The sequence below is a fragment of the Bacillus sp. AM 13(2015) genome (assembly GCF_001518755.1).
Taxonomy (GTDB): domain Bacteria; phylum Bacillota; class Bacilli; order Bacillales; family Bacillaceae; genus Bacillus; species Bacillus safensis.
The window spans coordinates 26,717-51,304 of record NZ_LKCP01000061.1 but is presented as its reverse complement, the minus strand read 5'-3'; the positions used below and the strand labels follow the sequence as shown (position 1 = coordinate 51,304).

The following is a 24,588-nucleotide window of genomic DNA, read 5'->3' as shown; positions in this document are numbered from 1 at the left end:
CTCTCACTCTCGCAATGATTTTATGAAGAGATTTTCCTCACATAGGATTACTTATTCACTACCAACTTGGTACATTACAAGTGTAATTCATCTACCTTCACACTTTAAATATCCATAGAATTTATTAGATTATATTTGGCATTCTGCTACCTTAAGTCATTTCCCGGCATTGCAATTCGATGGTGGAATTTGAGAGGAGATACCCTTACATCTTTGAAATTAATCTTTTTCTTTAAATATTTGAATATCAACATCTGGGCCTTTTTCGGTAGTTGTTTAAGCAAATTGTAACAACAAAAAACCACTCCCAAAAATTTATTGAGAAGTGGTTTTTATTTTTAAAATAAGTTTTTTTCATGATGTTTCTGGGTTTGGCTAAATTACATCATTCCGCCCATTCCACCCATGCCGCCCATATCCGGCATTCCGCCGCCTGAGCCGCCTTCTTCTGGTTTGTCAGCTACGACTGCTTCAGTTGTTAGAAGCATTGCTGCAACAGAAGCTGCGTTTTGAAGTGCAGAGCGAGTGACTTTTGTTGGGTCAACGATTCCTTTTTCGATCATGTTTACCCATTCGTTTGTTGCTGCGTTGAAGCCTACGCCAATTTCTTCGTTTTTCAAGCGCTCAACGATAACGGATCCTTCAAGACCAGCGTTGTGAGCAATTTGACGAATTGGCTCTTCAAGAGAACGTAGAACGATGTTTACACCTGTTTGAACGTCACCATCAGCTTCAATTGAAGCGACTTTGTTGTATACATTCACAAGTGCTGTACCACCACCGGATACGATACCTTCTTCAACTGCTGCGCGAGTTGAGTTCAGTGCATCCTCGATGCGTAGTTTACGCTCTTTTAGTTCTGTTTCAGTTGCAGCACCAACTTTGATGACAGCGACGCCGCCAGCTAGTTTTGCAAGACGTTCTTGTAATTTTTCTTTATCGAATTCAGAAGTTGTTTCTTCTACTTGTGCACGGATTTGGTTCACACGTGCTGCAATTTGAGCGGAATCTCCTGAACCTTCAACGATTGTTGTGTTTTCTTTTGTCACAACGACTTTAGACGCGCGACCAAGCTGACCGATTTCAGTTGATTTCAGGTCAAGTCCTAGATCTTCTGTGATTAATTCTCCGCCAGTTAGAACAGAGATGTCTTCAAGCATTGCTTTACGACGATCACCGAATCCAGGTGCTTTTACTGCTACTGCGTTGAATGTACCACGAAGTTTGTTCACAACAAGAGTTGCAAGTGCTTCACCTTCTACATCTTCAGCAATAAGCAATAATGGTTTTCCTTGTTGTACAACTTGCTCTAGTACAGGAAGGATTTCTTGAATGTTTGTGATCTTTTTATCTGTGATTAAGATGTAAGGATTTTCAAGAACTGCTTCCATCTTATCAGAATCTGTCACCATGTATGGTGAAGCATATCCGCGGTCAAACTGCATACCTTCAACCACTTCTAGCTCAGTTGTGAAACCTTTAGATTCTTCAATTGTGATAACTCCGTCGTTGCCAACGCGCTCCATCGCTTCAGCGATTAGGCTACCGACTTCTTCGTCTGCTGCAGAAATAGCCGCAACTTGAGCAATTGATTCTTTACCTTCGATTGGTTTAGAAATCTCGTGCAAGCCTTCAAGTGCTACTTTTACTGCTTCTTCGATCCCTTTACGAACGCCAACAGGATTTGCACCAGCTGTTACGTTTTTAAGACCTTCACGGATCATCGCTTGAGCTAGAACTGTTGCAGTCGTTGTACCGTCACCAGCTACGTCGTTTGTTTTGCTTGCAACTTCAGCCACAAGTTTTGCACCCATGTTTTCAAATGCATCTTCTAATTCGATTTCTTTTGCAATCGTTACACCATCATTTGTGATAAGTGGAGAACCGAATTTTTTCTCAAGAACCACGTTACGTCCTTTTGGTCCTAAAGTTACTTTTACAGCATCTGCAAGTGCATCTACACCACGTAACATCGCACGACGTGCTTCTTCACTGAACTTAATATCTTTTGCCATAATAACGAAACCTCCTCAGTCTTTTTAGAAAATATATCTCAATGCTTTTTTATGTGATTAACCAATAACAGCTAAAATGTCGCTCTCACGAAGGATTAAATATTCTTTTCCTTCATATTTCACTTCAGTGCCTGCATATTTTGAGAAGATAATGCGGTCGCCTGTGCTTACTTCTAACGCAACGCGCTCACCACTTTCAAGTACACGCCCTGAACCTGCTGCAACAATTTTACCTTCTTGCGGTTTTTCTTTTGCAGAATCCGGTAAAACAATACCGCTAGCGGTTTTTTCCTCAGATTCAACGAGTTCAATGATTACGCGATCGCTAATGGCTTTAACATAAGAAACAACCTCCTCAATTTTTTATATGTAGTCTTTTTTAGCACTCATCACCAGCGAGTGCTAACACATTTATTATAATAAAGAATGTCTTCTGCAATTTCAAGTGAAAACCTTTAAAAATTTTTACGCTTTCACGATCTTTTTGAATCTCAGATTCTTTCCTTTTCATCGAAAAAGAAGACTTATGTTACAATAAATTTAGTTCTTTTAGTAAAGGGGTTTTCGTTACTTGAAAAAACAATATTGGTACATCATCTTAACGTATATATTGGTACAGGTATCTGCGTTTCCTTATTTTCTCATAATGAAATGGCTGGGATTCATTCAAACACCGATGACTCAAACAGAGCTTTCAAAATTATCAGGAACGTGGACAATCATCAGTTTCTGTATCGGATTGATCATTATTCTGCTCATCCTTCGAACCGTCCCAAAAGCTTCACTGCGAAATGAAGCGCCTGCTTCAATCGGTTCTGCTATCGCATGGATCATTGGCGGTTTCTTTCTTTCTCTCTTTGCACAATCGATTGCAGGCGTGATTGAACAATATGCATTCGGAATTGGCCGTGAGTCAGAAAATACGCAAACTATTTTATCCATTATGGATGCCGTTCCTTGGCTTGTGATCGTCATCGCCCTGATTGGTCCAATCTTAGAGGAAATCATTTTCCGTAAAATCATCTTTGGTGTGATTTATGAAAAAACGAATTTCTTCATTGGAGCACTTGCCAGTTCAGTGGTTTTCGCTGCTGTACACAATGATTTTCCCCATATCTTACTCTATACCGCAATGGGCTTTACCTTTGCCTTTTTATATGCGAAAACAAAACGAATCATTGTTCCAATCGGCGCTCATATGCTGATGAATTCACTTGTCGTTCTTGTGCAGATTGAGCCAGTGAAAAAAATGATTGAAGAACAATCTCAAACCATGCAAATGATTATTGGAGGCTTTTTCTCATGAGAAACCCAGTCGTATGGGGCATCATTTATTTTGCCGTAGGTGTCGCTTTCACCTATATGGCCATTCAAAACCCAGGTGACATGTGGTCATTTTACAGCATTTTGCTGATGGTGTTTGCGGCCTATAATATCAATATCGCGCTTAAAATGTTTGCCTTCTCTGTCAAACTCAAAAAACAGCAACAAAAATAAATTAAAAACCATTTTCCGCGTTTGGAAAATGGTTTTTTTATGGAGGATGTAACTTCATGGAACATGAAAAACTTCGTTTCTTCAATGATCAGCATGAAACCATTGGAGCTGCCGCTCGTTCAGATGTCCACGCCCAAGGTCTTTGGCATGAAACATTTCATTTCTGGCTTCTTAAAAAGGAGCTTGGCACCGTGTATCTCTATTTTCAGCTAAGGAGTCCTGCAAAAAAGGATTTTCCTTCACTGTTTGATATCACCGCAGCAGGTCACCTTCTCGCAGATGAACAGCCTTCTGATGGCTTAAGAGAGGTAGAAGAAGAACTTGGTCTTTCTATCCTTTTTGAGGACCTTACTTATACAGGAATCATAAAAGATGAAATTCACCTGCCTTCTTTCATCGACCGTGAGTTCTGTCATGTGTATCTTTATATGAATGAAGAAAAGCACATGGAAGTTCATCTACAGAAAGAAGAAGTCGCTGGTCTGTACAGAGCAAAGCTGCCTGATGCACAGCAGCTTTTAACAGGATCATGTGAAAGAATTCGTATCGAGGGCTTTATAGTTGATGCAAACGGAGAACGACGTGAGGAAAGCATCGAAGTGGGTATTCATAATTTTGTCCCGCATGAGCCTGCCTATTATGAGCACCTCTTTCACGCGATCAATCAATTTACACAATAGAAAAAGCATCATGATCCCTTATTGGATCATGATGCTTTTTTATGAAACATAATGTTTTTCTTTCTCCTCTGTTTGCTGCATTTTGCGATAGGTCACTCTTGAAATGATAATGCTCACTTCGTATAAAACGAGCATTGGCAAGGTGACCATGAGGTGAGAAACAAGCTCTGGCGGTGTAATGAGTGCGGCAATGACAAGGAGGACAAAATAGGCATACTTCCGTATTTTTGATAAAAACATCGGTGTGATGATGCCGAGTCTGGTGAGAAACATCAACACGACGGGCATCTGAAACAAAAAGCCAAATGGAAGTGTTAGCTGCATTAGAAATGTAAAATACTCATGAATCCCAATGACTTGCTCTACATTTAAATCATTCGACATTCGCATCATAAAATCGACGACAAACGGAAATAAAATAAAGTAAGAGAAAGCCACACCGCTCAAAAATAAAAGCAGTGCAATCGGAATGTAAGCAAGTGTCACCTTTCTTTCTTTTTCATATAAGCCAGGACTCACAAACGCCCACAGCTGATATAAAATAACGGGACACGTCAAAACCAAAGCAATGACAAATGCGAACTGCATAAACACGTACAGTGGATCTGTAAGCTTAAATGCGTTCAGCGTCAGTGTTGCCGCTTCATCGGTATTTTGTAAATACACAATGACCGGCTTAGCGAGAAAAAAACCAGCCACCATAAAGGCGACAAAAAACATCGCAATGATCACTAGGCGTTTTCGCAGTTCCACAATATGCTCCATAAGCGGCATATCTTTGACATTCATGAAGCTCATCCTATTCTACTGATCTTCTTTTTTCTTTTTTTCTTCCTGATCATCAGCTAAGCCTTTTGTGGCATTTTTGAATTCACGTAATGTATCTCCTGCTGCTCTTCCTAATTCAGGAAGCTTTTTCGGCCCAAAAATAATGAGCGCTACAATCGCAATCAGAATCAAACTCCCAGGACCGATCGGACCCATTTGCTCCACCCCCTTTACCCCTTTTCGTCAGTCCTCCTGCGTAACAGAGTAATGCTTTAAGAAATACACAAGAGACTGAAGTTCAACCGCCAAATCTATATGATGAATTCGAATGTGTTCCGGCACATTCAATCGAGCCGGCGTAAAGTTAAGGATTCCTTTGATGCCAAGGGCAATCAAACGATCTGTAATGGATTGAGCTGCTACGGCAGGTACTGTCAAAATTGCAACAGGGATATCTCCTACCTCTTGAACATGCTCTTCAAGCTTATCCAAATCATAGACAGGCACGCCGCCTATCTCACTTCCTATTTTACTCTCATTGACGTCAAAAGCCATTGAAATTTTTGTATTATTATTTTTTATGAAATTATAGTGTAAAAAAGCAGTCCCTAAATTCCCGACACCGATGAGCATGACATTGGTCATTTCATCTTGGTCAAGGGTCTTTCTGAAGAAGGTCAAGAGATAATCGACATTATAGCCATATCCTTTCTTCCCAAGTGCACCAAAGTACGAAAAATCTCGGCGAATGGTAGCAGAATCCACTTTGACTGCATCACTAAGCTCAGCTGATGACACCCTTTGTTTTCCTGATGCATGCAAATTTTTTAAAAAACGGTAGTAAAGCGGCAAACGTTTGGCTGTCGCTTGTGGAATTTTTGACTGATCTATATTCATATAAGGTCCTCCAACTTAAATATCAGATGCTCTGTGAAAATCACCGTTTTTCCCGCCTGTCTTTTCAATTAGATAGGTTGGACCGATGATCATGCCTTTATCAATCGCTTTGCACATATCGTAAACGGTCAGTGCACATACTGAAGCAGAAGTGAGCGCTTCCATCTCCACACCCGTACTTCCTTTTGTTTTCACCTGTACTTGTATGTTCAGGATGTGCGCATTTCCGTCTTCCTCCCAATTAAAGGAGATATCCACGCCTTTTAGTGCAAGCGGATGACACATTGGAATGATGGTAGATGTTTGCTTTGCTGCCATGATGCCAGCAACCTGTGCAACAGACAGCACATCCCCTTTTCCAATTTCATGCTGTTGTATTTTATGAAACACTTCTTTTATCATACGAACACTTGAAACAGCAACGGCGGTTCTCACTGTAGACGATTTGTCACTAATGTCGACCATCTTTGCTCTTCCCTGTTCGTTAAAGTGGCTAAATTGACTCATCTTTCAACGCTCCCTCACTCAAATGATACACTATTTTTTCCTATCTGTCTTTCATTTGAATATGGCGATTGTATGTAACATTTGCCGGTTTACTGCTGATAAGCTACACTTAACATATTATAGCAGAGGTGAAGTTACATGATGATTCTACAAGTGAATCAGCTGTCCAAATCGTTTGGCGCTGATACCGTTTTAACGAATATAAAATTGGAAGTCAAAGCAAGGGATCGAATTGCCATTGTAGGTCGTAACGGCGCAGGCAAATCCACGCTTTTGAAAATCATTGCCGGTCAAATGTCTTACGAGCAAGGTGAGATCATCAAACCAAAAGACCTATCGATCGGCTATTTAGCACAGCATACCGATGTGACGTCTACACGTACGCTAAAAGACGAATTATTATCGGTTTTTGATCATTTAAAAGAGATGGAACAAGAGATGAGAACCATTGAGGAGAAAATGGCTTCTTCCACAGGTTCTGAGCTGGAAGCCCTGATGAAAACCTATGACAGGCTTCAGCAGGAATTTAAAGATCAAGGCGGCTATCAATATGAAGCAGATGTCCGCTCCATTCTTCATGGACTCGGCTTTAGTCATTTTGAAGATGAGACAACCGTCCAATCTTTAAGCGGCGGCCAGAAAACCCGTTTAGCACTTGGAAAGCTCTTGTTAATGAAACCAGAACTCTTAATTCTGGATGAGCCGACCAACCATTTAGATATTGATACCTTATCATGGCTTGAGCAGTATTTGCAAAATTATACAGGTGCCATTCTCATCGTGTCCCATGACCGCTATTTCTTAGACAAAGTCGTAAACCACGTCTATGAAGTCTCAAGAACTTCGATGAAAAAGTTTGCAGGGAACTATAGTAAGTATCTGGATCTGAAAGCAGAGCAGCTCGAGCGGGATATGAAACTATACGAAAAGCAGCAAGAAGAGATCTCAAAGCTCCAGGATTTCGTGGACCGCAACCTGGCAAGAGCCTCCACCACAAAGCGCGCTCAAAGCAGACGCAAACAGCTCGAACGGATGGATCGTTTAGATAAGCCTTTAGGAGATGAAAAATCTGCAAACTTTCATTTTGATATTACGAGACAAAGCGGCAATGATGTACTGAAGGTACATGATCTCGATATTAGTTATGATGAAAAAACACCGCTCCTATCCTCTCTTTCTTTTCAGATTAAACGCGAGGATAGTGTGGCACTCATTGGTCCTAACGGGATCGGGAAATCAACTCTTTTAAAAACGTTAACGAACACATTAACACCAGTAAAAGGCGACATCACTTTTGGATCTCATGTCACGATCGGCTACTATGACCAAGAGCAAGCCAAACTGACATCCTCGAAAAAAGTGCTAAATGAGCTTTGGGATGATTATCCTCATATGAATGAAAAAGAAATTCGGACATGTTTAGGAAACTTCCTCTTTTCAGGGGATGACGTTTTAAAGCCTGTCCATGCATTAAGCGGTGGGGAAAAAGCACGCCTTGCGCTGGCAAAGCTGATGCTTCAAAAAGCCAATTTCCTTATTCTCGATGAACCGACAAACCATCTGGACTTAGATAGTAAGGAAATTTTAGAGAATGCACTGATCGATTATCCAGGAACCATCTTATTTGTTTCGCATGATCGTTATTTCATCAATCGTCTGGCAACGAAAGTATTTGAGCTGTCGCCTACAGAAACTAAAGAATATCTCGGTGATTATGACTACTACCTCGAAAAGAAAAATGAACAACTAGAGCTGAAGGCACTTCAAGAAAATGAACCGGTTAAAAAACAAGCTGCCCAGCCAGCAGAAACAACAAAACTTTCTTATGCGGAAGAAAAAGAACTGAAAAAGAAAGAAAGACAAAAGCAGCGCAGGATTGAAGAAATTGAAAAACGGATTGCTGTCATTGAAGACAAGCTCGGTGAAAATGAAGAGCTGTTATGTGATCCTGATATTTTCCAAGATCACGAGAAGGTTCAAGCCATTCAAACAGAAAATGATACGCTCAATCAAGAGTTAGAATCACTTTTTGCGGAGTGGGAAGAGCTGTCAGATTCTTAAAGAGTGCCCTAAAGGGTACTCTTTTTTCCTTTCAATGAAAATTTATTATCCACAATGATACCCACAATAACTTCTTGATTATTCTTAATCACTTGGGACTTACCCACATTATCCACAGAGTTTTAATCACATATCCACAAAAAAGGTCGTATTTATACACATCCTCTTGGCTTTAAAACAAAATTTTCTAACAATTGTGGATATTTAGCGTTTACATGTGAATAAATCGCTTTCATAGAAAAATAAAAACCCCTGTAATCCACAGGAGTTTTATTTATATGAGGCTAGCGGCAATCCTGGCTGGCCATTCATCGCCATATCGCCTCTGATTCCTTTTTCAAACGCAATGGTTCCAGCGGCAGCGATCATGGCTGCATTGTCTGTACAAAGTGATAATGGCGGAATAATAACCTTCACGTCTGGCAGTTTCGTGAATGCTGATGTTAAAGCTTCTCTTAGTCCTTTATTGGCAGCGACTCCTCCAGCTAGAACAACCTGCTTCACACCATAGGCTTCTGCTGCTTTCAATGTTTTCCCAACAAGCACCTCAATGACACTTGCTTGAAAACTTGCGGCTAAATTCTCTGGGGCAATCGTTTCTCCCTTTTGTGACGCATTGTGTAACGTGTTGATCACAGCTGATTTTAAACCACTGAAGCTAAAGTGATAAGACCCTTCTTCAAGCCATGCACGAGGAAGCTTAATTGTCGGCTCTCCTTCATGTGCTAACCGATCAATATGAGGTCCGCCTGGGTACGGGAGACCCATCGTCCGGGCCACTTTATCGTAGGCTTCTCCAGCTGCATCATCTAATGTTTCTCCGATGACCTCAAAAGATCCGTGCTCCTTCATTAAAACAAGCTCAGTATGTCCGCCAGAGACAACAAGAGCTAAACATGGAAACTCCAATTCATCAACAAGCTGGTTGGCATAAATATGCCCTGCAATATGATGAACACCAACAAGAGGAATTTGATGGGCAAAGCTCAGTGCCTTTGCAGCATTGACGCCAATCAGCAGGGCACCGACGAGACCGGGTCCTTCCGTAACAGCAATCGCATCCAAATCCTTAAAGCTCATACCCGCCTGTGTCATCACTTCTTCTAATACGATGGTGACTTGCTCCACGTGATGCCTCGAAGCAATTTCAGGTACAACACCGCCAAATCGTTTATGACTGTCTATTTGAGAGGCGACCACATTTGCCACGATTTCCTTTCCATTTTTCACAATGGATGCAGCTGTTTCATCACAGCTTGTTTCTATTCCTAATATGAATCGATCTGTTTGTTCACTCATTTATATTCACCCACATGACTAATGCATCTTCTCCATTATCCGTATAATAATTCTTTCGAATAGAAGCTGGTCTGAAACCGAGCTTTTCATAGAGGGATTGTGCTGGTGTATTTGAAACCCGCACCTCTAAAGAAAGATGATCTGTCTTTTTTTCTTTGCAAAATTCCATGACATATCGAAGCAATGCTTCCCCGTAGCCTTTTCCTCTATGCTCAGGGAGAATCGCAATGTTCGTAATTTGTGCATCGTCCATGACAATCCAGACCCCGCAATATCCAACAGGCTGCTGATCTTCTTCGATGAGGAAATAATGGCTGTATTGGTTATGAAGAATCTCATAGACAAACGATTCCTTTTTCCAAGGCGCTGTAAACGAATGCACTTCAATCGTATACACCTCTGGAATGTCCGCTACTGTCATTTGTCGTATTTCTGCTATGTTAAGGTTATTTTTGTCCTTCAAGCCATTTCACTTCCGCTTCTGCCAAACGAATATAGTTAGGAACAAGCTGATGAACATCTTCAGCAGGACGATCTGCGCCTAAAAATGCAAGCACTGAAGGTCTTGGGTTATGAAATGTCCCCTCTGCCAGTACAGCCGTTTCTCCTAAAATGGAGCGAATGCTCTCTTCATGAAGGTGCACATCTTGTCCAAGAAATAGAACAGGCTTTCCTGTCTTCTTCAGCTCTTGAAGCCAATCCGTGAGCAGGATATTTTGATCTGGTTCGACCTCTTTGATCTTACCTTTTTCAAACGTATATAGCCCAGTATAAACTTGTCCTCTTCTCGCATCAAATAGAGGTGAGATATACCCATCAAAATATTGGCCATTTGCCGCAAGCGCTTCTAAACTCGAAACAGCCGATATCGGGATAGACAGCGTCCACGCAAGTGTTTTTGCTATAGTAACACCTATTCTGACGCCAGTGTAAGAACCAGGTCCTTTTGCCACAACGATTTTACTTAGTTCGCTTGGTGCTACACCACATTCTTTCATCAATGCTTCAACAGTGGGCATCGCTCGGACGGAATGGTTCTTTTTTAAATACGTAATGCTCTCGCCAATCACAGTGAGGTCTCTTACAAGAGCAATTCCTAGTGTATGGTTTGATGTATCAATGGCCAGTATGGTCAAATTCTTTCATCTCCTTACAAAGGGACTCATAACGCTCCCCTTTTGCATCAAACGTGAGATGCCGTTCTTCTTCACGTTCTGTTCTCAGCATTTCAATTTTTAAATAGGAAGAAGGCAATTGAGGTTCAATCAGATGTGCCCATTCAACCAAGCATACACCTTCACCCTCAAAATATTCTTCTAGTCCGATGTCTTCTTCCGCATCTTCCATGCGGTACACGTCCATATGGTAAAGTGGCAGTCTGCCATCAGTATATTCTTTAATAATTGTAAAGGTGGGGCTGTTGACGATACGGGTAATTCCTAAGCCTTCCGCAAAACCTTTTGAAAAAGTGGTTTTGCCTGCGCCTAAATCTCCTTCTAATGTCAATACATCGCCTGGCATCACAAGTTTGGCCAAAGCAGCGGCAATTCGTTTCGTCTCATCCGCACCTTTTGTTGTCCATGTTAATTTCACGGTTGATGTCACCTCATTTCTTAAAATGATTATATCCTTTTTTCATTAACATTGTTTGTTGATCATTGTCTTTTAACATAACACTAGCTGCTTGATCATCCTTGACTTGTCCAATACGTGTGATCTGAATGCCTTCTTTTTGACATTGAGATTCAAAGCTTTCCCAATCAGATTCTGGTATCGTACCAGTTAAAACAAAGTCTTCTCCCCCAAATAACACCCATTCATGCCAGTCTTTGCGCAGCACCTGTAAATCTGGATGAATTGGAAGCTTATCAGCTTCTATCTCGATCCTCACACCGCTCGCTTCGGCTATCTCATTCAACTCACTCGCTAATCCATCACTCACATCATTCAAGGTGACCCGCGGGAAACTTGAACAAATGTGACCAGCAGCAATATGAGGCTGAGGCATTTTATGACGCTTAAGAAAGAAATCAGCATCGACCGCCTTAGAAGGGGCTACTTCGTTCATTAAGATTGATAACCCAGCAGCCGACGAACCGAGTTCACCTGTGACAAAGACGACGTCTCCAGTTTGAGCACTGTGACGATAACAAGCCGTTCCCTTTGACACCTCACCAATGACCGTCACGGTAATGACAAAGTCACTGCGGGTGGCTACTGTATCTCCACCAATCAAATCCATACGATAGGTGTCAGCCAACGCTTTCATTCCCTCATAAAGAGCCGTGACGATTGTTTCATCACCATGAGGCGGGATTGCAATTGAAACAAGATAATACTTTGGGGTGCCTCCCATTGCAGCGATATCACTGACATTGACTGCCAGTGCCTTAAAGCCAACTTCAAAAGGTGTGGAAAAGTCAAAACGAAAATGAACATGTTCCACCATTGTATCAACACAAACGACCTCTTCACAATGTGAATGAGGTTGATAAACACTTGCATCATCACCGATGCCCATGATCAAAGAGCGCTGATATGTATCTTTTGGTGTGATTCGGCGAATAAGATCAAATTCATCCATAAAAAGACAGCCCCTTCTTGCAATCAATTGGTTAAGTAGACATGATGTCAAACACAGTTAGTATTAGTGTAGCGAATATAAGTCTCAGTTCCAACTAAAAATGGTATAAAGAAAGCCTGGTGTGTAAAAACCAGGCTGGGTTGAAGTAATCTATCTATTCTTTCATATAGTGTAGCCAAACACAAATCATTTCATTGCATCGTTGGTACTTATAGAAAGAAAAAGACATAAAAAAAAACGCAACTATACGTTTTCGTTTACAAGTTATAAAAATGGCGGTCCGGACGGGACTCGAACCCGCGACCTCCTGCGTGACAGGCAGGCATTCTAACCAACTGAACTACCGGACCATTTTGGTTGCGGGGGCAGGATTTGAACCTGCGACCTTCGGGTTATGAGCCCGACGAGCTACCGAACTGCTCCACCCCGCGATGATATAAATATTACAAGCTTGGCGGCGTCCTACTCTCACAGGGGGAAACCCCCAACTACCATCGGCGCTGAAGAGCTTAACTTCCGTGTTCGGTATGGGAACGGGTGTGACCTCTTCGCTATCGCCACCAAACCTGATGGAGAGAATGTTCTCTCAAAACTAGATAACAATGTTCATGCTTCACAAATGAATATAGGTTAAGTCCTCGATCTATTAGTATCTGTCAGCTCCACGTGTCACCACGCTTCCACCTCAGACCTATCAACCTGATCATCTTTCAGGGATCTTACTTCCTTGCGGAATGGGAAATCTCATCTTGAGGGGGGCTTCATGCTTAGATGCTTTCAGCACTTATCCCGTCCGCACATAGCTACCCAGCGATGCCCTTGGCAGAACAACTGGTACACCAGCGGTGCGTCCATCCCGGTCCTCTCGTACTAAGGACAGCTCCTCTCAAATTTCCTGCGCCCGCGACGGATAGGGACCGAACTGTCTCACGACGTTCTGAACCCAGCTCGCGTACCGCTTTAATGGGCGAACAGCCCAACCCTTGGGACCGACTACAGCCCCAGGATGCGATGAGCCGACATCGAGGTGCCAAACCTCCCCGTCGATGTGGACTCTTGGGGGAGATAAGCCTGTTATCCCCGGGGTAGCTTTTATCCGTTGAGCGATGGCCCTTCCATGCGGAACCACCGGATCACTAAGCCCGACTTTCGTCCCTGCTCGACTTGTAGGTCTCGCAGTCAAGCTCCCTTGTGCCTTTACACTCTGCGAATGATTTCCAACCATTCTGAGGGAACCTTTGGGCGCCTCCGTTACATTTTAGGAGGCGACCGCCCCAGTCAAACTGCCCACCTGACACTGTCTCCCTGCCCGATAAGGGCAGCGGGTTAGAAGGTCAATACAGCCAGGGTAGTATCCCACCGATGCCTCCACCGAGCTAGCGCTCCGGTTTCCAAGGCTCCTACCTATCCTGTACAAGCTGTACCAACATTCAATATCAGGCTGCAGTAAAGCTCCACGGGGTCTTTCCGTCCTGTCGCGGGTAACCTGCATCTTCACAGGTACTATAATTTCACCGAGTCTCTCGTTGAGACAGTGCCCAGATCGTTGCGCCTTTCGTGCGGGTCGGAACTTACCCGACAAGGAATTTCGCTACCTTAGGACCGTTATAGTTACGGCCGCCGTTTACTGGGGCTTCAATTCGCACCTTCGCTTACGCTAAGCGCTCCTCTTAACCTTCCAGCACCGGGCAGGCGTCAGCCCCTATACTTCGCCTTACGGCTTCGCAGAGACCTGTGTTTTTGCTAAACAGTCGCCTGGGCCTATTCACTGCGGCTTCTCGGGGCTTTAACACCCTAAGAAGCACCCCTTCTCCCGAAGTTACGGGGTCATTTTGCCGAGTTCCTTAACGAGAGTTCTCTCGATCACCTTAGGATTCTCTCCTCGCCTACCTGTGTCGGTTTGCGGTACGGGCACCTCTCACCTCGCTAGAGGCTTTTCTTGGCAGTGTGGAATCAGGAACTTCGCTACTAAATTTCGCTCGCCATCACAGCTCAGCCTTTACGGGAAACGGATTTGCCTATTTCCCAGCCTAACTGCTTGGACGCGGATATCCAATACCGCGCTTACCCTATCCTCCTGCGTCCCCCCATTGCTCAAATGGTGAGGAGGTGGTACAGGAATATCAACCTGTTGTCCATCGCCTACGCCTTTCGGCCTCGGCTTAGGTCCCGACTAACCCTGAGCGGACGAGCCTTCCTCAGGAAACCTTAGGCATTCGGTGGACGGGATTCTCACCCGTCTTTCGCTACTCATACCGGCATTCTCACTTCTAAGCGCTCCACCAGTCCTTCCGGTCTGGCTTCACAGCCCTTAGAACGCTCTCCTACCACTGTTCGTAAGAACAGTCCGCAGCTTCGGTGATACGTTTAGCCCCGGTACATTTTCGGCGCAGAGTCACTCGACCAGTGAGCTATTACGCACTCTTTAAATGGTGGCTGCTTCTAAGCCAACATCCTGGTTGTCTAAGCAACTCCACATCCTTTTCCACTTAACGTATACTTTGGGACCTTAGCTGGCGGTCTGGGCTGTTTCCCTTTCGACTACGGATCTTATCACTCGCAGTCTGACTCCCAAGGATAAGTCATCGGCATTCGGAGTTTGACTGAATTCGGTAACCCGGTAGGGGCCCCTAGTCCAATCAGTGCTCTACCTCCGAGACTCTTACCTTGAGGCTAGCCCTAAAGCTATTTCGGAGAGAACCAGCTATCTCCAGGTTCGATTGGCATTTCACCCCTACCCACACCTCATCCCCGCACTTTTCAACGTGCGTGGGTTCGGGCCTCCATTCAGTGTTACCTGAACTTCACCCTGGACATGGGTAGATCACCTGGTTTCGGGTCTACGACCACGTACTCATGCGCCCTATTCAGACTCGCTTTCGCTGCGGCTCCGCATCTTCTGCTTAACCTTGCACGGGATCGTAACTCGCCGGTTCATTCTACAAAAGGCACGCCATCACCCGTTAACGGGCTCTGACTACTTGTAGGCACACGGTTTCAGGATCTATTTCACTCCCCTTCCGGGGTGCTTTTCACCTTTCCCTCACGGTACTGGTTCACTATCGGTCACTAGGGAGTATTTAGCCTTGGGAGATGGTCCTCCCGGATTCCGACGGAATTTCACGTGTTCCGCCGTACTCAGGATCCACTCTGGAGAGAACAACATTTCAGTTACAGGGCTGTTACCTTCTTTGGCGGGCCTTTCCAGACCTCTTCGCTTATATCGTTCCTTTGTAACTCCGTATAGAGTGTCCTACAACCCCAAGAGGCAAGCCTCTTGGTTTGGGCTGTTCCCGTTTCGCTCGCCGCTACTCAGGGAATCGCATTTGCTTTCTCTTCCTCCGGGTACTTAGATGTTTCAGTTCCCCGGGTATGCCTTCTCATACTCTATGTATTCAAGTATGGATACTACTCCATTACGAGTAGTGGGTTTCCCCATTCGGAAATCTCCGGATCAAAGCTTGCTTACAGCTCCCCGAAGCATATCGGTGTTCGTCCCGTCCTTCATCGGCTCCTAGTGCCAAGGCATCCACCGTGCGCCCTTTCTAACTTAACCATTTCTTACTTTAGAAAGAATCACTATGTGTGATGAACTTTGCATTGCATTCAATGTGAATGTATTACTTATTGTTATCTAGTTTTCAAAGAACAATCCTGTCTCGCTAGAGACATGTTTTGAAGGATGATCCTTCAAAACTAAACAAGACGAAAACGTATGCTGCTCCATATATCCTTAGAAAGGAGGTGATCCAGCCGCACCTTCCGATACGGCTACCTTGTTACGACTTCACCCCAATCATCTGCCCCACCTTCGGCGGCTGGCTCCATAAAGGTTACCTCACCGACTTCGGGTGTTGCAAACTCTCGTGGTGTGACGGGCGGTGTGTACAAGGCCCGGGAACGTATTCACCGCGGCATGCTGATCCGCGATTACTAGCGATTCCAGCTTCACGCAGTCGAGTTGCAGACTGCGATCCGAACTGAGAACAGATTTATGGGATTGGCTAAACCTTGCGGTCTTGCAGCCCTTTGTTCTGTCCATTGTAGCACGTGTGTAGCCCAGGTCATAAGGGGCATGATGATTTGACGTCATCCCCACCTTCCTCCGGTTTGTCACCGGCAGTCACCTTAGAGTGCCCAACTGAATGCTGGCAACTAAGATCAAGGGTTGCGCTCGTTGCGGGACTTAACCCAACATCTCACGACACGAGCTGACGACAACCATGCACCACCTGTCACTCTGTCCCCGAAGGGAAAGCCCTATCTCTAGGGTTGTCAGAGGATGTCAAGACCTGGTAAGGTTCTTCGCGTTGCTTCGAATTAAACCACATGCTCCACCGCTTGTGCGGGCCCCCGTCAATTCCTTTGAGTTTCAGTCTTGCGACCGTACTCCCCAGGCGGAGTGCTTAATGCGTTAGCTGCAGCACTAAGGGGCGGAAACCCCCTAACACTTAGCACTCATCGTTTACGGCGTGGACTACCAGGGTATCTAATCCTGTTCGCTCCCCACGCTTTCGCTCCTCAGCGTCAGTTACAGACCAGAGAGTCGCCTCGCCACTGGTGTTCCTCCACATCTCTACGCATTTCACCGCTACACGTGGAATTCCACTCTCCTCTTCTGCACTCAAGTTTCCCAGTTTCCAATGACCCTCCCCGGTTGAGCCGGGGGCTTTCACATCAGACTTAAGAAACCGCCTGCGAGCCCTTTACGCCCAATAATTCCGGACAACGCTTGCCACCTACGTATTACCGCGGCTGCTGGCACGTAGTTAGCCGTGGCTTTCTGGTTAGGTACCGTCAAGGTGCGAGCAGTTACTCTCGCACTTGTTCTTCCCTAACAACAGAGCTTTACGATCCGAAAACCTTCATCACTCACGCGGCGTTGCTCCGTCAGACTTTCGTCCATTGCGGAAGATTCCCTACTGCTGCCTCCCGTAGGAGTCTGGGCCGTGTCTCAGTCCCAGTGTGGCCGATCACCCTCTCAGGTCGGCTACGCATCGTCGCCTTGGTGAGCCATTACCCCACCAACTAGCTAATGCGCCGCGGGTCCATCTGTAAGTGACAGCCGAAACCGTCTTTCATCCTTGAACCATGCGGTTCAAGGAACTATCCGGTATTAGCTCCGGTTTCCCGGAGTTATCCCAGTCTTACAGGCAGGTTACCCACGTGTTACTCACCCGTCCGCCGCTAACATCCAGGAGCAAGCTCCCTTCTGTCCGCTCGACTTGCATGTATTAGGCACGCCGCCAGCGTTCGTCCTGAGCCAGGATCAAACTCTCCGAAAAAGTACAAAACCGAAGTTTTGTTTTTCGTCAGCGTTTGACTGACTACCTATGAAGTATCATAGGATTTTTTTATAAAACTCGAATTAACAGGTACGTTTTGTCTTGTTTAGTTTTCAAAGATCATGTTCAAAATGGAGCGGGTGATGAGAATCGAACTCACGACATCAGCTTGGAAGGCTGAGGTTTTACCACTAAACTACACCCGCGTGGTTTGTATTGGCGCGCCCGAGAGGAGTCGAACCCCTAACCTTTTGATCCGTAGTCAAACGCTCTATCCAATTGAGCTACGGGCGCTTAATCAGGCGACTTAATTATCTTAACATATCGTTTTTATTAAGTCAACATCTTTTTAAAATTTGTTTGCCGCATCCGTGTGAACATCTGTGTTTCAAATACGTCATCAGCGACGAATAAAAATATACCATGGATCACATAAAAGGGTCAATACATTTTTCTAAAAAAGTTTCATGTTTTTTTAAAATTGATTTTTTCTTAGATCAATAGACATGTAATAGCCCTATTTTCTTCTCTTTCTTCATAATTCCAATGATTCTTAAATAAAATCTTTCTAAATACAAAGGAGGACAAAACATGGCCACATAGAATTTTTATTTATTGGAAAATTCTTAATATTTTTCCAAGCATTTAAAGGAGGTAGGAGATGATGAAAAAGTTTATCGCTTTTCAGATCATGATCGCTTTGGTGATAGGAGCTCTTATCGGCCATTTCTTCCCTGACTTCGGAATGGCTCTGCGGCCAATTGGAGATGGATTCATCAGGCTGATTAAAATGATCGTTGTTCCAATCGTTTTCTCTACCATTGTTATTGGTGCAGCCGGCAGCGGCGGCATGAAGAAAATGGGCAGCCTTGGATTAAAGACGATCATTTGGTTTGAGGTCATCACAACCATCGTTCTTGGGATCGGTCTATTATTGGCAAATGGTCTAAAGCCTGGCGTTGGTCTCGATTTCTCTAAATTAGCTAAGAAAGATATTGGGGAATTAGATGGTTATACTGAGAAGGTCGTTGACTTTAAACAAATGGTATTAGATATCATTCCAACCAATATCGTCGATGTTATGGCTCAGAATGATTTACTTGCTGTTATTTTCTTCGCCATATTATTTGGTGTAGCGGCAAGCGGCATCGGTAAAGCATCTGCTCCTGTTCTCACCTTCTTTGAATCAGTGGCACAAATCATGTTTAAGCTCACACAGATGGTGATGGTAACAGCACCTATTGGGGTTCTTGCATTAATGGCTGCTTCTGTCGGCCAATATGGCATTGTTTTATTAATCCCAATGATGAAGCTTGTCGGGACTGTTTTTTTAGGATTATTCATTATTCTCTTTGCTTTATTCCCTCTGGTCGCACTGATCTTCCGTTTTAACTACTTCGAAGTATTAAAAATGATTTGGGATTTGTTCCTTGTTGCCTTCTCTACTACGAGTACTGAAACTGTCCTTCCTCAATTGATGGAACGAATGGAGAAATACGGGTGTCCAAAAAGAATCGTTTCCTTCGTGATTCCATCTGGCCTTTCTCTCAATTGTGATGGATCGAGTTTATATTTATCAGTTGCCTGCGTATTCCTTGCACAAGCGTTTGGTGTCGACATGAGTCTGTCACAGCAGCTTTTGATGATGCTTGTTCTTGTGTTAACGAGTAAAGGGATTGCAGCTGTGCCATCCGGTTCACTCGTTGTTCTTTTGGCAACCGCTCATGCAGTCGGTCTTCCAGCAGAAGGCGTTGCCATTATAGCCGGTGTTGACCGAATTATGGATATGGCACGAACAGGCGTGAATGTTCCAGGGCATGCCGTTGCTTGTATTGTCGTATCTAAATGGGAAAAAGTATTCCGTGAGTCAGCTTGGGAAGTTCCAAAAGCAGGTAAAGAAACAAAAGGGATGTAATGTTATATGAAGGAAAGGGTTCGCCCTTTCCTTTTTTATGCTAAAAACGTTTGTTTTAGTACGGCTTTTCCTTGAGGATGCAGCTGCACTTCTGCATATGCCCCATTAATCAGCGTCATTTGCGGCGGGACATGCCCACAATCTATATCGTAAATAATGGGGATTTGTAGTTCCTTTTGTAATTCTTCATATACATCCTGATACTGATACCCTTCAACAGGCACATCTACTGCACTTCGCCCAAACAACATACCTGAACAGTGATCAAACCACCCTGCGAGTTTTAATTGAACAAGCGATCTCTTCACACTTGCAGCATTTAATTCGCAGTTTTCGAAATACCAGAGAATCGGTTCGCCTTTTATAAATGTTTTCTGAAAAGCTTTGACGTCCCCATAAGGTGTCCCTGCTAAATGACGTATGACATCAATGCAGCCACCCAGCAGTCTTCCCTTTACTATTTTTTCTTGTTGATCAACCGTATGCCATGCGGTCGATTCTGTTAAATGAAAAACATGTTTAATCGGATCGTCACGCTTCCATTCCTTTTGATACATAGATGAAGAAAACTGACTGATGTCCATTTCTCCCTTTGTTGAAAGCACTTCTTCCCACATGACAGTCGTTTGATCAAGTTCTTCTCCCTGAAGATCTACTAAGTTCGGTCCATGTGCAGTGGCAATGCCTGTTTTTAATGTCAACGCGAGCAGGAGTGCACTCGTATCTGAGTAACCAAGAATCCACTTTTTCTGCATCGATGAGAAATCGAGGTGCTCTAACACTTCCATAAGCAACTGTCCTCCCCATGGCGGGATGATGTGATCAATCTCATCACATGTCATCATGTACTGAAGTTCGTTTGCTCGTTCTATCGCAGGAGCAGATTTTGCCTTTTCCTGCTGCCAGACCGTCTCTCCACATATGACATCATAGCCTCTATTTTTCATTCGTTCACATGAAAGCTTAAACATATCATGTAAAGTTGGCTGTACACCTGAGGAAGGTGCAGTGACACCAATTGTTTGTCCTTTTTGCAAATGCGGAAATTGTATCACTCTGCTTCCCTCCCATCTCTATCTCTCTTACCCTATCCATTTTAAAGAAAATGCCCCTTTTATAAGGGACATCTCTTTTTATTCTTTTTGGCGCAGTACAGTATAGACTCCTGCAAAGATACATAGAATCCCAATGAATGAGCGTATCCCCATCTCTTCACCTAAAAGCAGCCAGCCAAGAGCTGCCCCTACAATCGGTTGAAAGAAGAAGAACAAACCGCCGCTCGAGGCATCCATCAATTGAAGCCCTCTATTCCACAAAAAGAATGCAAGAGCTGTTGAGATGATGCCTAGATAGAGAATACCGCCCCAAATCTCCGGTCTTGCCATCTGCTCCACATCTAGGTGAGGTAAACGAAATAAAGCAGGTGGTGTTAAGACAATGAATGCAATCATGATCGCATATGTGGTCGTCACCACTTGAGGGTACTTTCCTGGAACCCGTTTAAGCAAAACAGACATGAGTGCCCATGTAAAAGCAGCGATGACGAGTGAGAGACCGCCAATAAATTCATCTGTTTGCACTGCGACTGGTCCAATCATGAGCCATACACCTGCTGTAGCAAGCAGGATGGATGCGCATTTTCTAACAGTCATGGCTTCTTTTAATAGAAAGAACGCAAACAGCACCATAAAAGCAGGGGTCGCAGATGTAATCACAGCCCCCATTTGTGCAGATGTATACATGGTGCCGATTTCTTGGGTCACAATTGATAGGAAATTTCCGATCAATCCGATCATTACAACAAGCGGGATATCTTTTTTATCTAATCGAAAGGAATAGCCCAAGCGCCATATGGTGCACACAAGCACAATTCCTGCTACAGCATATCTCATCCATACGAGCTCAAGCGGCGGAACCACCGCTACTGTTACTTTGACAACAACGTACATGCCGCCCCAAATACTTGCAGCGATTGCTAGGTAAAGGGCGCCTATATATTTTTCATTCATCTTTTCCCCTCCGTTACTGGATATATTGATCGCCATATCCACAAACGGAGATCACTCTCCGTTATGGACGGAGGGTGTTTGGTACATCATGTTCAAATAAAGGCTTCCATTGCATTGTCGTCACCTCATTTGTTTTTATTTTCAGACTACTTTATAACAAATTCTGGTTGACTTCAATCCTTTTTTTCACCATTTTTCTTCATATAATAATAGAAGATAAACGGGTCTTGACATGATGAATTCGTTTTCATATAGTAATTAAAACTATAGATCGTCATGCAGAGAAGGAGTAGAGGTCGTTGGATATTGAAGCAAGGAAACATATTCCCCGCACGGAACATGAACCATTTCTCGAGGGAATAAAAGATTGTGTGCCAACCCTGCTTGGTTATATGAGTATCGGGTTTGCCTTTGGAATTGTTGGAATTAGTGCACAGTTGAGCTTATGGGACATTGCACTTCTAGCAATCTTTATTTATGCAGGTGCTTCACAGTTCATTATCTGTGCACTGCTTGTCACGGGAAGTCCCCTTTCCGCTATTATTCTCACTACATTTATTGTGAATCTGCGTCATTTATTACTCAGCCTGACGCTGGCTCCTCATTTTACACGCTACTCTTTAAAACAAAATATCGGATTCGGTCTCTTGCTGACTGATGAATCCTTTGGCGTAGCCATGAATAAATTAGCTCAGCATGGAAAGCTGAATAACCGGTGGATGCACGGACTGAACATAACGGCTTATTTATGCTGGATTGCGGCCTGCATACTTGGCGGCATTTTTGGACACTGGATTTCAAATCCTGAAGCGCTTGGTCTTGATTTTGCTTTATCAGCGATGTTTGCTGCACTGCTAGTCCTTTCGTTACAGACAGTTCCCAAAAATAAGTTAACTCATCGCCTGTCACTTGTTTTGTATATGGTCATTGCCATGTTTGTTCTGCTTCATTTCGTTCCTTCACACGTGGCTGTTCTGTTAGCCACCATGATTGTCGCAACCATTGGGGTGGTGACAGATAAATGATTAGCAGCTTTATGTTATGGCTCATTGTTGGTTGTATGATCGTCACCATCATTCCAAGAGTGGTACCCTTTATATTTGTACGAAGTATTCAGCTGCCTGAAGTGGTGCTGAAATGGTTATCGTTTATTCCTATTTGTATCTTTACAGCTTTGATTGCAGAGCATCTCTTCATCCATACAACAACAGGCACAGGCGTCACTATCCATTGGATGTATCTTGCTGTCTTGACTCCCACTGTACTCATCGCTGTTTGGACAAAAAGCTTGTCACTTACTGTTCTTGTCGGCGTCATGCTGATGGGCACTGCTAGATGGTTTTTTTAATGGTTTTTCTAAAAGAAAAAGCTTAACCACATGTGGTTAAGCTTTGTTTCATTTGACGATTCCGTATACAAATCCATCATAACCTTTTTCACCAACAGTTTGAATCGCTGTTGCCTCTATTCTCGGTTCTTGTTTGAGTAGATCAAAAAATTCACGAGTTCCTTGCACTCGCTCATCCCCACTAGAGTCATGAATGACTGCTCCATTTCTGACGACATTGTCCGCAATAATGACTGTTCCCTTTTTTGAGAAATCTAACGCCCACTTTAGATATTTCGGATTGTTTGGTTTATCTGCGTCAATGAAAATCAAATCGAATGGAAGCTCAGCCCTTTCTTTTAACTGAGATAACGTATCTAATGCCTTTCCTTGCAAAATGCTCACTTGTTCCCATAAGCCCGCTCTGCTGATGTTTTGCTGTGCGATTTGTACATGATGGCTGTCAGCCTCTAATGTGATGAGTTCTCCATCCTCTTCAAGAGCACGCGCAAGCCAAATAGTACTGTATCCACCAAGTGTCCCGATTTCTAAAATGCGCTTTGCATTCTTCGTTTTTGCTAATAAATAAAGCATTTTCCCTTGAGCTGGTGACACATCAATTGCTGGCAGACCTGCTTGCTTATTATTAGTAAGAGCTTGCTCCAATACGTCATCTTTAGGAATCAACTTGTCTTTAATATACTCGTCAACTTTCTCCCACACGTGCTCCATTTCATCCATCTCCCTTGATCATGTCTTCTATCTCAAGTCTACATGATGATCGTGAGAGCGTATAATCAATTCTTTTCACACATCTATTCATTTTTTTGATGAAAGACATGTGATGATGAATACATGAAGCAACGCACTGGTTTCGGATCTACTCGTTCAGCTTATTTTTGACATCGCCTTTTTTATCTTGAAGTTTTCCTTTTGCTTGATCCTTTTTCCCTTCTGCTTTCAGGTTTTGATGATCCGTTGCTTCCCCAAGCTTTTCTTTGACTTGCCCTTTGACTTGATTTGTTTTTCCTTTCGCTTTATCCATATGTCCTTTTTCTTCACTCATTTGTTCCACCTCCACGTTTGATACTATTCATTTAGCCTTTTTGACAGATACAAAACATCTGAGTGTGCGATGTACACGTTTCAGGTATGATAGACATACTGGAAAGAAGGGTGGGTATTCATCAATGATCATCTCTGAAAAGATATTCACAGTTCGTGGGCTGACCTATCATATTCGGTCCGCTTCAATGGCCGATGCCAAACAGTTATCAGCTCTCAGACTGAAAATCGATGGTGAAACAGAATATTTAGACCGTGAACCAGGCGAAGCCTTTCTTGATGAAAAAGCATTTGAGACTTTGATTCAAGAGGATACCAAGCAAAGCCGGCATTTATTTTTGGTCGCTGCTATTGAAGGAAAGATTGTCGGTTTTTCAAGATGCGAGGGCCATTCACTCAAGCGCTCTGCTCACAAAGTGGCATTTGGCGTCGCCATCCAGAAAGATGCTTGGGGCTATTACATTGGGAAAGAGCTTTTAGCCGCTTCAATTGACTGGGCAGATCAGCAGGACATTCAGAAGATGTCTCTTCATGTGCTTGAAACGAACAAAAAAGCCATCCGGTTATATGAGAACCATGGCTTTTTGATTGAAGGTGTATTAAAAAACGATAAACGGCTGAGTGACGGATTATATTATGATACTGTTGTGATGGGCAGGCAGCGGCCAAGTTCCTGACC

At 43.7% G+C, this 24,588-nt stretch carries 23 protein-coding genes, 4 tRNA genes and 3 rRNA genes; 8 read left to right on the top strand and 22 right to left on the bottom strand.

The window, feature by feature from the left end; translation table 11 throughout:
• Positions 1 to 380: 380 nt before the first annotated feature.
• Positions 381 to 2,015 carry a chaperonin GroEL gene (gene groL, locus AOQ70_RS10385; RefSeq protein ID WP_024424467.1) on the bottom strand — a complete coding sequence of 545 codons (1,635 nt, stop codon included), beginning with the start codon at positions 2,013 to 2,015 and terminating at the stop codon, positions 381 to 383.
• A gap of 57 nt (positions 2,016 to 2,072) precedes the next feature.
• Entirely contained in the window at positions 2,073 to 2,375 is a 303-nt protein-coding gene (gene groES / locus AOQ70_RS19290; protein WP_082700841.1) for a co-chaperone GroES, read from the bottom strand.
• Positions 2,376 to 2,586: 211 nt separating this feature from the next.
• Here groES and AOQ70_RS10380 point away from each other — a divergent pair, with 211 nt between their 5' ends.
• Genes AOQ70_RS10380 through AOQ70_RS10370 form a run of 3 tightly spaced genes read left to right on the top strand, consistent with a single transcriptional unit; the run spans position 2,587 to position 4,192 of the window.
• Positions 2,587 to 3,321 carry a CPBP family intramembrane glutamic endopeptidase gene (locus tag AOQ70_RS10380; RefSeq protein WP_059376134.1) on the top strand — a complete coding sequence of 245 codons (735 nt, stop codon included), beginning with the start codon at positions 2,587 to 2,589 and terminating at the stop codon, positions 3,319 to 3,321.
• Positions 3,318 to 3,512 carry a YdiK family protein gene (locus AOQ70_RS10375; RefSeq protein ID WP_003213897.1) on the top strand — a complete coding sequence of 65 codons (195 nt, stop codon included), beginning with the start codon at positions 3,318 to 3,320 and terminating at the stop codon, positions 3,510 to 3,512. Before AOQ70_RS10380 ends, AOQ70_RS10375 begins: the two co-directional genes overlap by 4 nt.
• A gap of 56 nt (positions 3,513 to 3,568) precedes the next feature.
• Complete coding sequence (locus AOQ70_RS10370) at positions 3,569 to 4,192, top strand: NUDIX hydrolase (RefSeq protein WP_059376132.1); 624 nt, start codon at positions 3,569 to 3,571, stop codon at positions 4,190 to 4,192.
• Between the two features lie 39 nt (positions 4,193 to 4,231).
• Here AOQ70_RS10370 and tatC read toward each other — a convergent pair whose 3' ends face one another.
• The 4 genes from tatC to moaC are packed head-to-tail and all read right to left on the bottom strand — an operon-like array spanning position 4,232 to position 6,364.
• Complete coding sequence (gene tatC, locus AOQ70_RS10365; protein WP_098676753.1) at positions 4,232 to 4,990, bottom strand: twin-arginine translocase subunit TatC; 759 nt, start codon at positions 4,988 to 4,990, stop codon at positions 4,232 to 4,234.
• A 6-nt stretch (positions 4,991 to 4,996) separates the two neighbouring features.
• Positions 4,997 to 5,176 carry a twin-arginine translocase TatA/TatE family subunit gene (locus tag AOQ70_RS10360; protein WP_008355689.1) on the bottom strand — a complete coding sequence of 60 codons (180 nt, stop codon included), beginning with the start codon at positions 5,174 to 5,176 and terminating at the stop codon, positions 4,997 to 4,999.
• Positions 5,177 to 5,203: 27 nt separating this feature from the next.
• Positions 5,204 to 5,857, bottom strand: a complete 654-nt coding sequence (locus AOQ70_RS10355; protein WP_008355687.1) for a redox-sensing transcriptional repressor Rex — start codon at positions 5,855 to 5,857, stop codon at positions 5,204 to 5,206.
• Positions 5,858 to 5,872: 15 nt separating this feature from the next.
• Positions 5,873 to 6,364: a cyclic pyranopterin monophosphate synthase MoaC gene (gene moaC, locus AOQ70_RS10350; protein WP_039176857.1), complete on the bottom strand. Its 492-nt coding sequence runs from the start codon at positions 6,362 to 6,364 to the stop codon at positions 5,873 to 5,875.
• A 138-nt stretch (positions 6,365 to 6,502) separates the two neighbouring features.
• On the opposite strand from moaC, the gene AOQ70_RS10345 reads away from it, so the two are divergent.
• Entirely contained in the window at positions 6,503 to 8,425 is a 1,923-nt protein-coding gene (locus AOQ70_RS10345; protein ID WP_041086992.1) for an ABC-F family ATP-binding cassette domain-containing protein, read from the top strand.
• A 270-nt stretch (positions 8,426 to 8,695) separates the two neighbouring features.
• Here the strand turns inward: AOQ70_RS10345 and tsaD are convergent, their stop codons facing one another.
• From tsaD to AOQ70_RS10285, 12 genes are all read right to left on the bottom strand, one after another.
• Positions 8,696 to 9,724, bottom strand: coding sequence for a tRNA (adenosine(37)-N6)-threonylcarbamoyltransferase complex transferase subunit TsaD (tsaD, locus tag AOQ70_RS10340; protein WP_059376131.1), 1,029 nt, complete (start codon positions 9,722 to 9,724; stop codon positions 8,696 to 8,698).
• The gene (gene rimI, locus AOQ70_RS10335) at positions 9,717 to 10,145 is read right to left on the bottom strand and encodes a ribosomal protein S18-alanine N-acetyltransferase (RefSeq protein WP_047202836.1); all 429 of its coding nucleotides are present in this window, start codon (positions 10,143 to 10,145) and stop codon (positions 9,717 to 9,719) included. The genes tsaD and rimI overlap by 8 nt, the downstream gene beginning before the upstream one ends.
• 25 nt (positions 10,146 to 10,170) lie before the next feature.
• On the bottom strand, positions 10,171 to 10,860 hold the full coding sequence (tsaB, locus tag AOQ70_RS10330; RefSeq protein ID WP_059376130.1) for a tRNA (adenosine(37)-N6)-threonylcarbamoyltransferase complex dimerization subunit type 1 TsaB: 690 nt from the start codon (positions 10,858 to 10,860) through the stop codon (positions 10,171 to 10,173).
• Positions 10,841 to 11,317, bottom strand: coding sequence for a tRNA (adenosine(37)-N6)-threonylcarbamoyltransferase complex ATPase subunit type 1 TsaE (tsaE, locus tag AOQ70_RS10325; protein WP_059376127.1), 477 nt, complete (start codon positions 11,315 to 11,317; stop codon positions 10,841 to 10,843). Before tsaE ends, tsaB begins: the two co-directional genes overlap by 20 nt.
• 13 nt (positions 11,318 to 11,330) lie before the next feature.
• Positions 11,331 to 12,308, bottom strand: a complete 978-nt coding sequence (thiL, locus tag AOQ70_RS10320) for a thiamine-phosphate kinase (RefSeq protein WP_059376125.1) — start codon at positions 12,306 to 12,308, stop codon at positions 11,331 to 11,333.
• Positions 12,309 to 12,581: 273 nt separating this feature from the next.
• Positions 12,582 to 12,658: transfer RNA gene (locus AOQ70_RS10315), tRNA-Asp, on the bottom strand.
• Positions 12,659 to 12,662: 4 nt separating this feature from the next.
• Positions 12,663 to 12,739 (bottom strand) — tRNA-Met (locus tag AOQ70_RS10310).
• Positions 12,740 to 12,757: 18 nt separating this feature from the next.
• Positions 12,758 to 12,873: ribosomal RNA gene (rrf, locus tag AOQ70_RS10305) — 5S ribosomal RNA — on the bottom strand.
• A gap of 61 nt (positions 12,874 to 12,934) precedes the next feature.
• Positions 12,935 to 15,864, bottom strand: a 23S ribosomal RNA gene (locus tag AOQ70_RS10300).
• Between the two features lie 181 nt (positions 15,865 to 16,045).
• Positions 16,046 to 17,593, bottom strand: a 16S ribosomal RNA gene (locus AOQ70_RS10295).
• The 16S, 23S and 5S rRNA genes sit together here with 4 tRNA genes alongside, the layout of an rRNA operon.
• Positions 17,594 to 17,725: 132 nt before the next feature.
• Positions 17,726 to 17,799 (bottom strand) — tRNA-Gly (locus AOQ70_RS10290).
• An 11-nt stretch (positions 17,800 to 17,810) separates the two neighbouring features.
• Positions 17,811 to 17,887: transfer RNA gene (locus AOQ70_RS10285), tRNA-Arg, on the bottom strand.
• A 370-nt stretch (positions 17,888 to 18,257) separates the two neighbouring features.
• On the opposite strand from AOQ70_RS10285, the gene gltP reads away from it, so the two are divergent.
• On the top strand, positions 18,258 to 19,508 hold the full coding sequence (gene gltP / locus AOQ70_RS10280; protein WP_039182997.1) for a glutamate-aspartate/proton symporter GltP: 1,251 nt from the start codon (positions 18,258 to 18,260) through the stop codon (positions 19,506 to 19,508).
• Between the two features lie 35 nt (positions 19,509 to 19,543).
• Here gltP and AOQ70_RS10275 read toward each other — a convergent pair whose 3' ends face one another.
• Both AOQ70_RS10275 and AOQ70_RS10270 read right to left on the bottom strand, forming a co-directional pair.
• A complete protein-coding gene (locus AOQ70_RS10275; RefSeq protein WP_059376122.1) occupies positions 19,544 to 20,563 on the bottom strand; it encodes a S66 family peptidase in 1,020 nt (339 codons plus the stop codon).
• 78 nt (positions 20,564 to 20,641) lie between these two features.
• Positions 20,642 to 21,517 carry a DMT family transporter gene (locus tag AOQ70_RS10270; protein ID WP_059376120.1) on the bottom strand — a complete coding sequence of 292 codons (876 nt, stop codon included), beginning with the start codon at positions 21,515 to 21,517 and terminating at the stop codon, positions 20,642 to 20,644.
• Positions 21,518 to 21,816: 299 nt separating this feature from the next.
• On the opposite strand from AOQ70_RS10270, the gene AOQ70_RS10265 reads away from it, so the two are divergent.
• Positions 21,817 to 22,542 carry an AzlC family ABC transporter permease gene (locus tag AOQ70_RS10265; RefSeq protein ID WP_058837422.1) on the top strand — a complete coding sequence of 242 codons (726 nt, stop codon included), beginning with the start codon at positions 21,817 to 21,819 and terminating at the stop codon, positions 22,540 to 22,542.
• Positions 22,539 to 22,865 carry an AzlD domain-containing protein gene (locus AOQ70_RS10260; protein ID WP_039176830.1) on the top strand — a complete coding sequence of 109 codons (327 nt, stop codon included), beginning with the start codon at positions 22,539 to 22,541 and terminating at the stop codon, positions 22,863 to 22,865. Before AOQ70_RS10265 ends, AOQ70_RS10260 begins: the two co-directional genes overlap by 4 nt.
• Before the next feature lie 48 nt (positions 22,866 to 22,913).
• Here AOQ70_RS10260 and AOQ70_RS10255 read toward each other — a convergent pair whose 3' ends face one another.
• Both AOQ70_RS10255 and AOQ70_RS10250 read right to left on the bottom strand, forming a co-directional pair.
• Complete coding sequence (locus tag AOQ70_RS10255) at positions 22,914 to 23,576, bottom strand: O-methyltransferase (RefSeq protein WP_059376117.1); 663 nt, start codon at positions 23,574 to 23,576, stop codon at positions 22,914 to 22,916.
• Between the two features lie 148 nt (positions 23,577 to 23,724).
• The gene (locus AOQ70_RS10250; RefSeq protein WP_034665964.1) at positions 23,725 to 23,910 is read right to left on the bottom strand and encodes a CsbD family protein; all 186 of its coding nucleotides are present in this window, start codon (positions 23,908 to 23,910) and stop codon (positions 23,725 to 23,727) included.
• A gap of 124 nt (positions 23,911 to 24,034) precedes the next feature.
• Between AOQ70_RS10250 and AOQ70_RS10245 the strand changes: the two genes are divergently transcribed.
• Positions 24,035 to 24,586 carry a GNAT family N-acetyltransferase gene (locus AOQ70_RS10245; protein ID WP_059376115.1) on the top strand — a complete coding sequence of 184 codons (552 nt, stop codon included), beginning with the start codon at positions 24,035 to 24,037 and terminating at the stop codon, positions 24,584 to 24,586.
• Positions 24,587 to 24,588 lie beyond the last annotated feature (2 nt).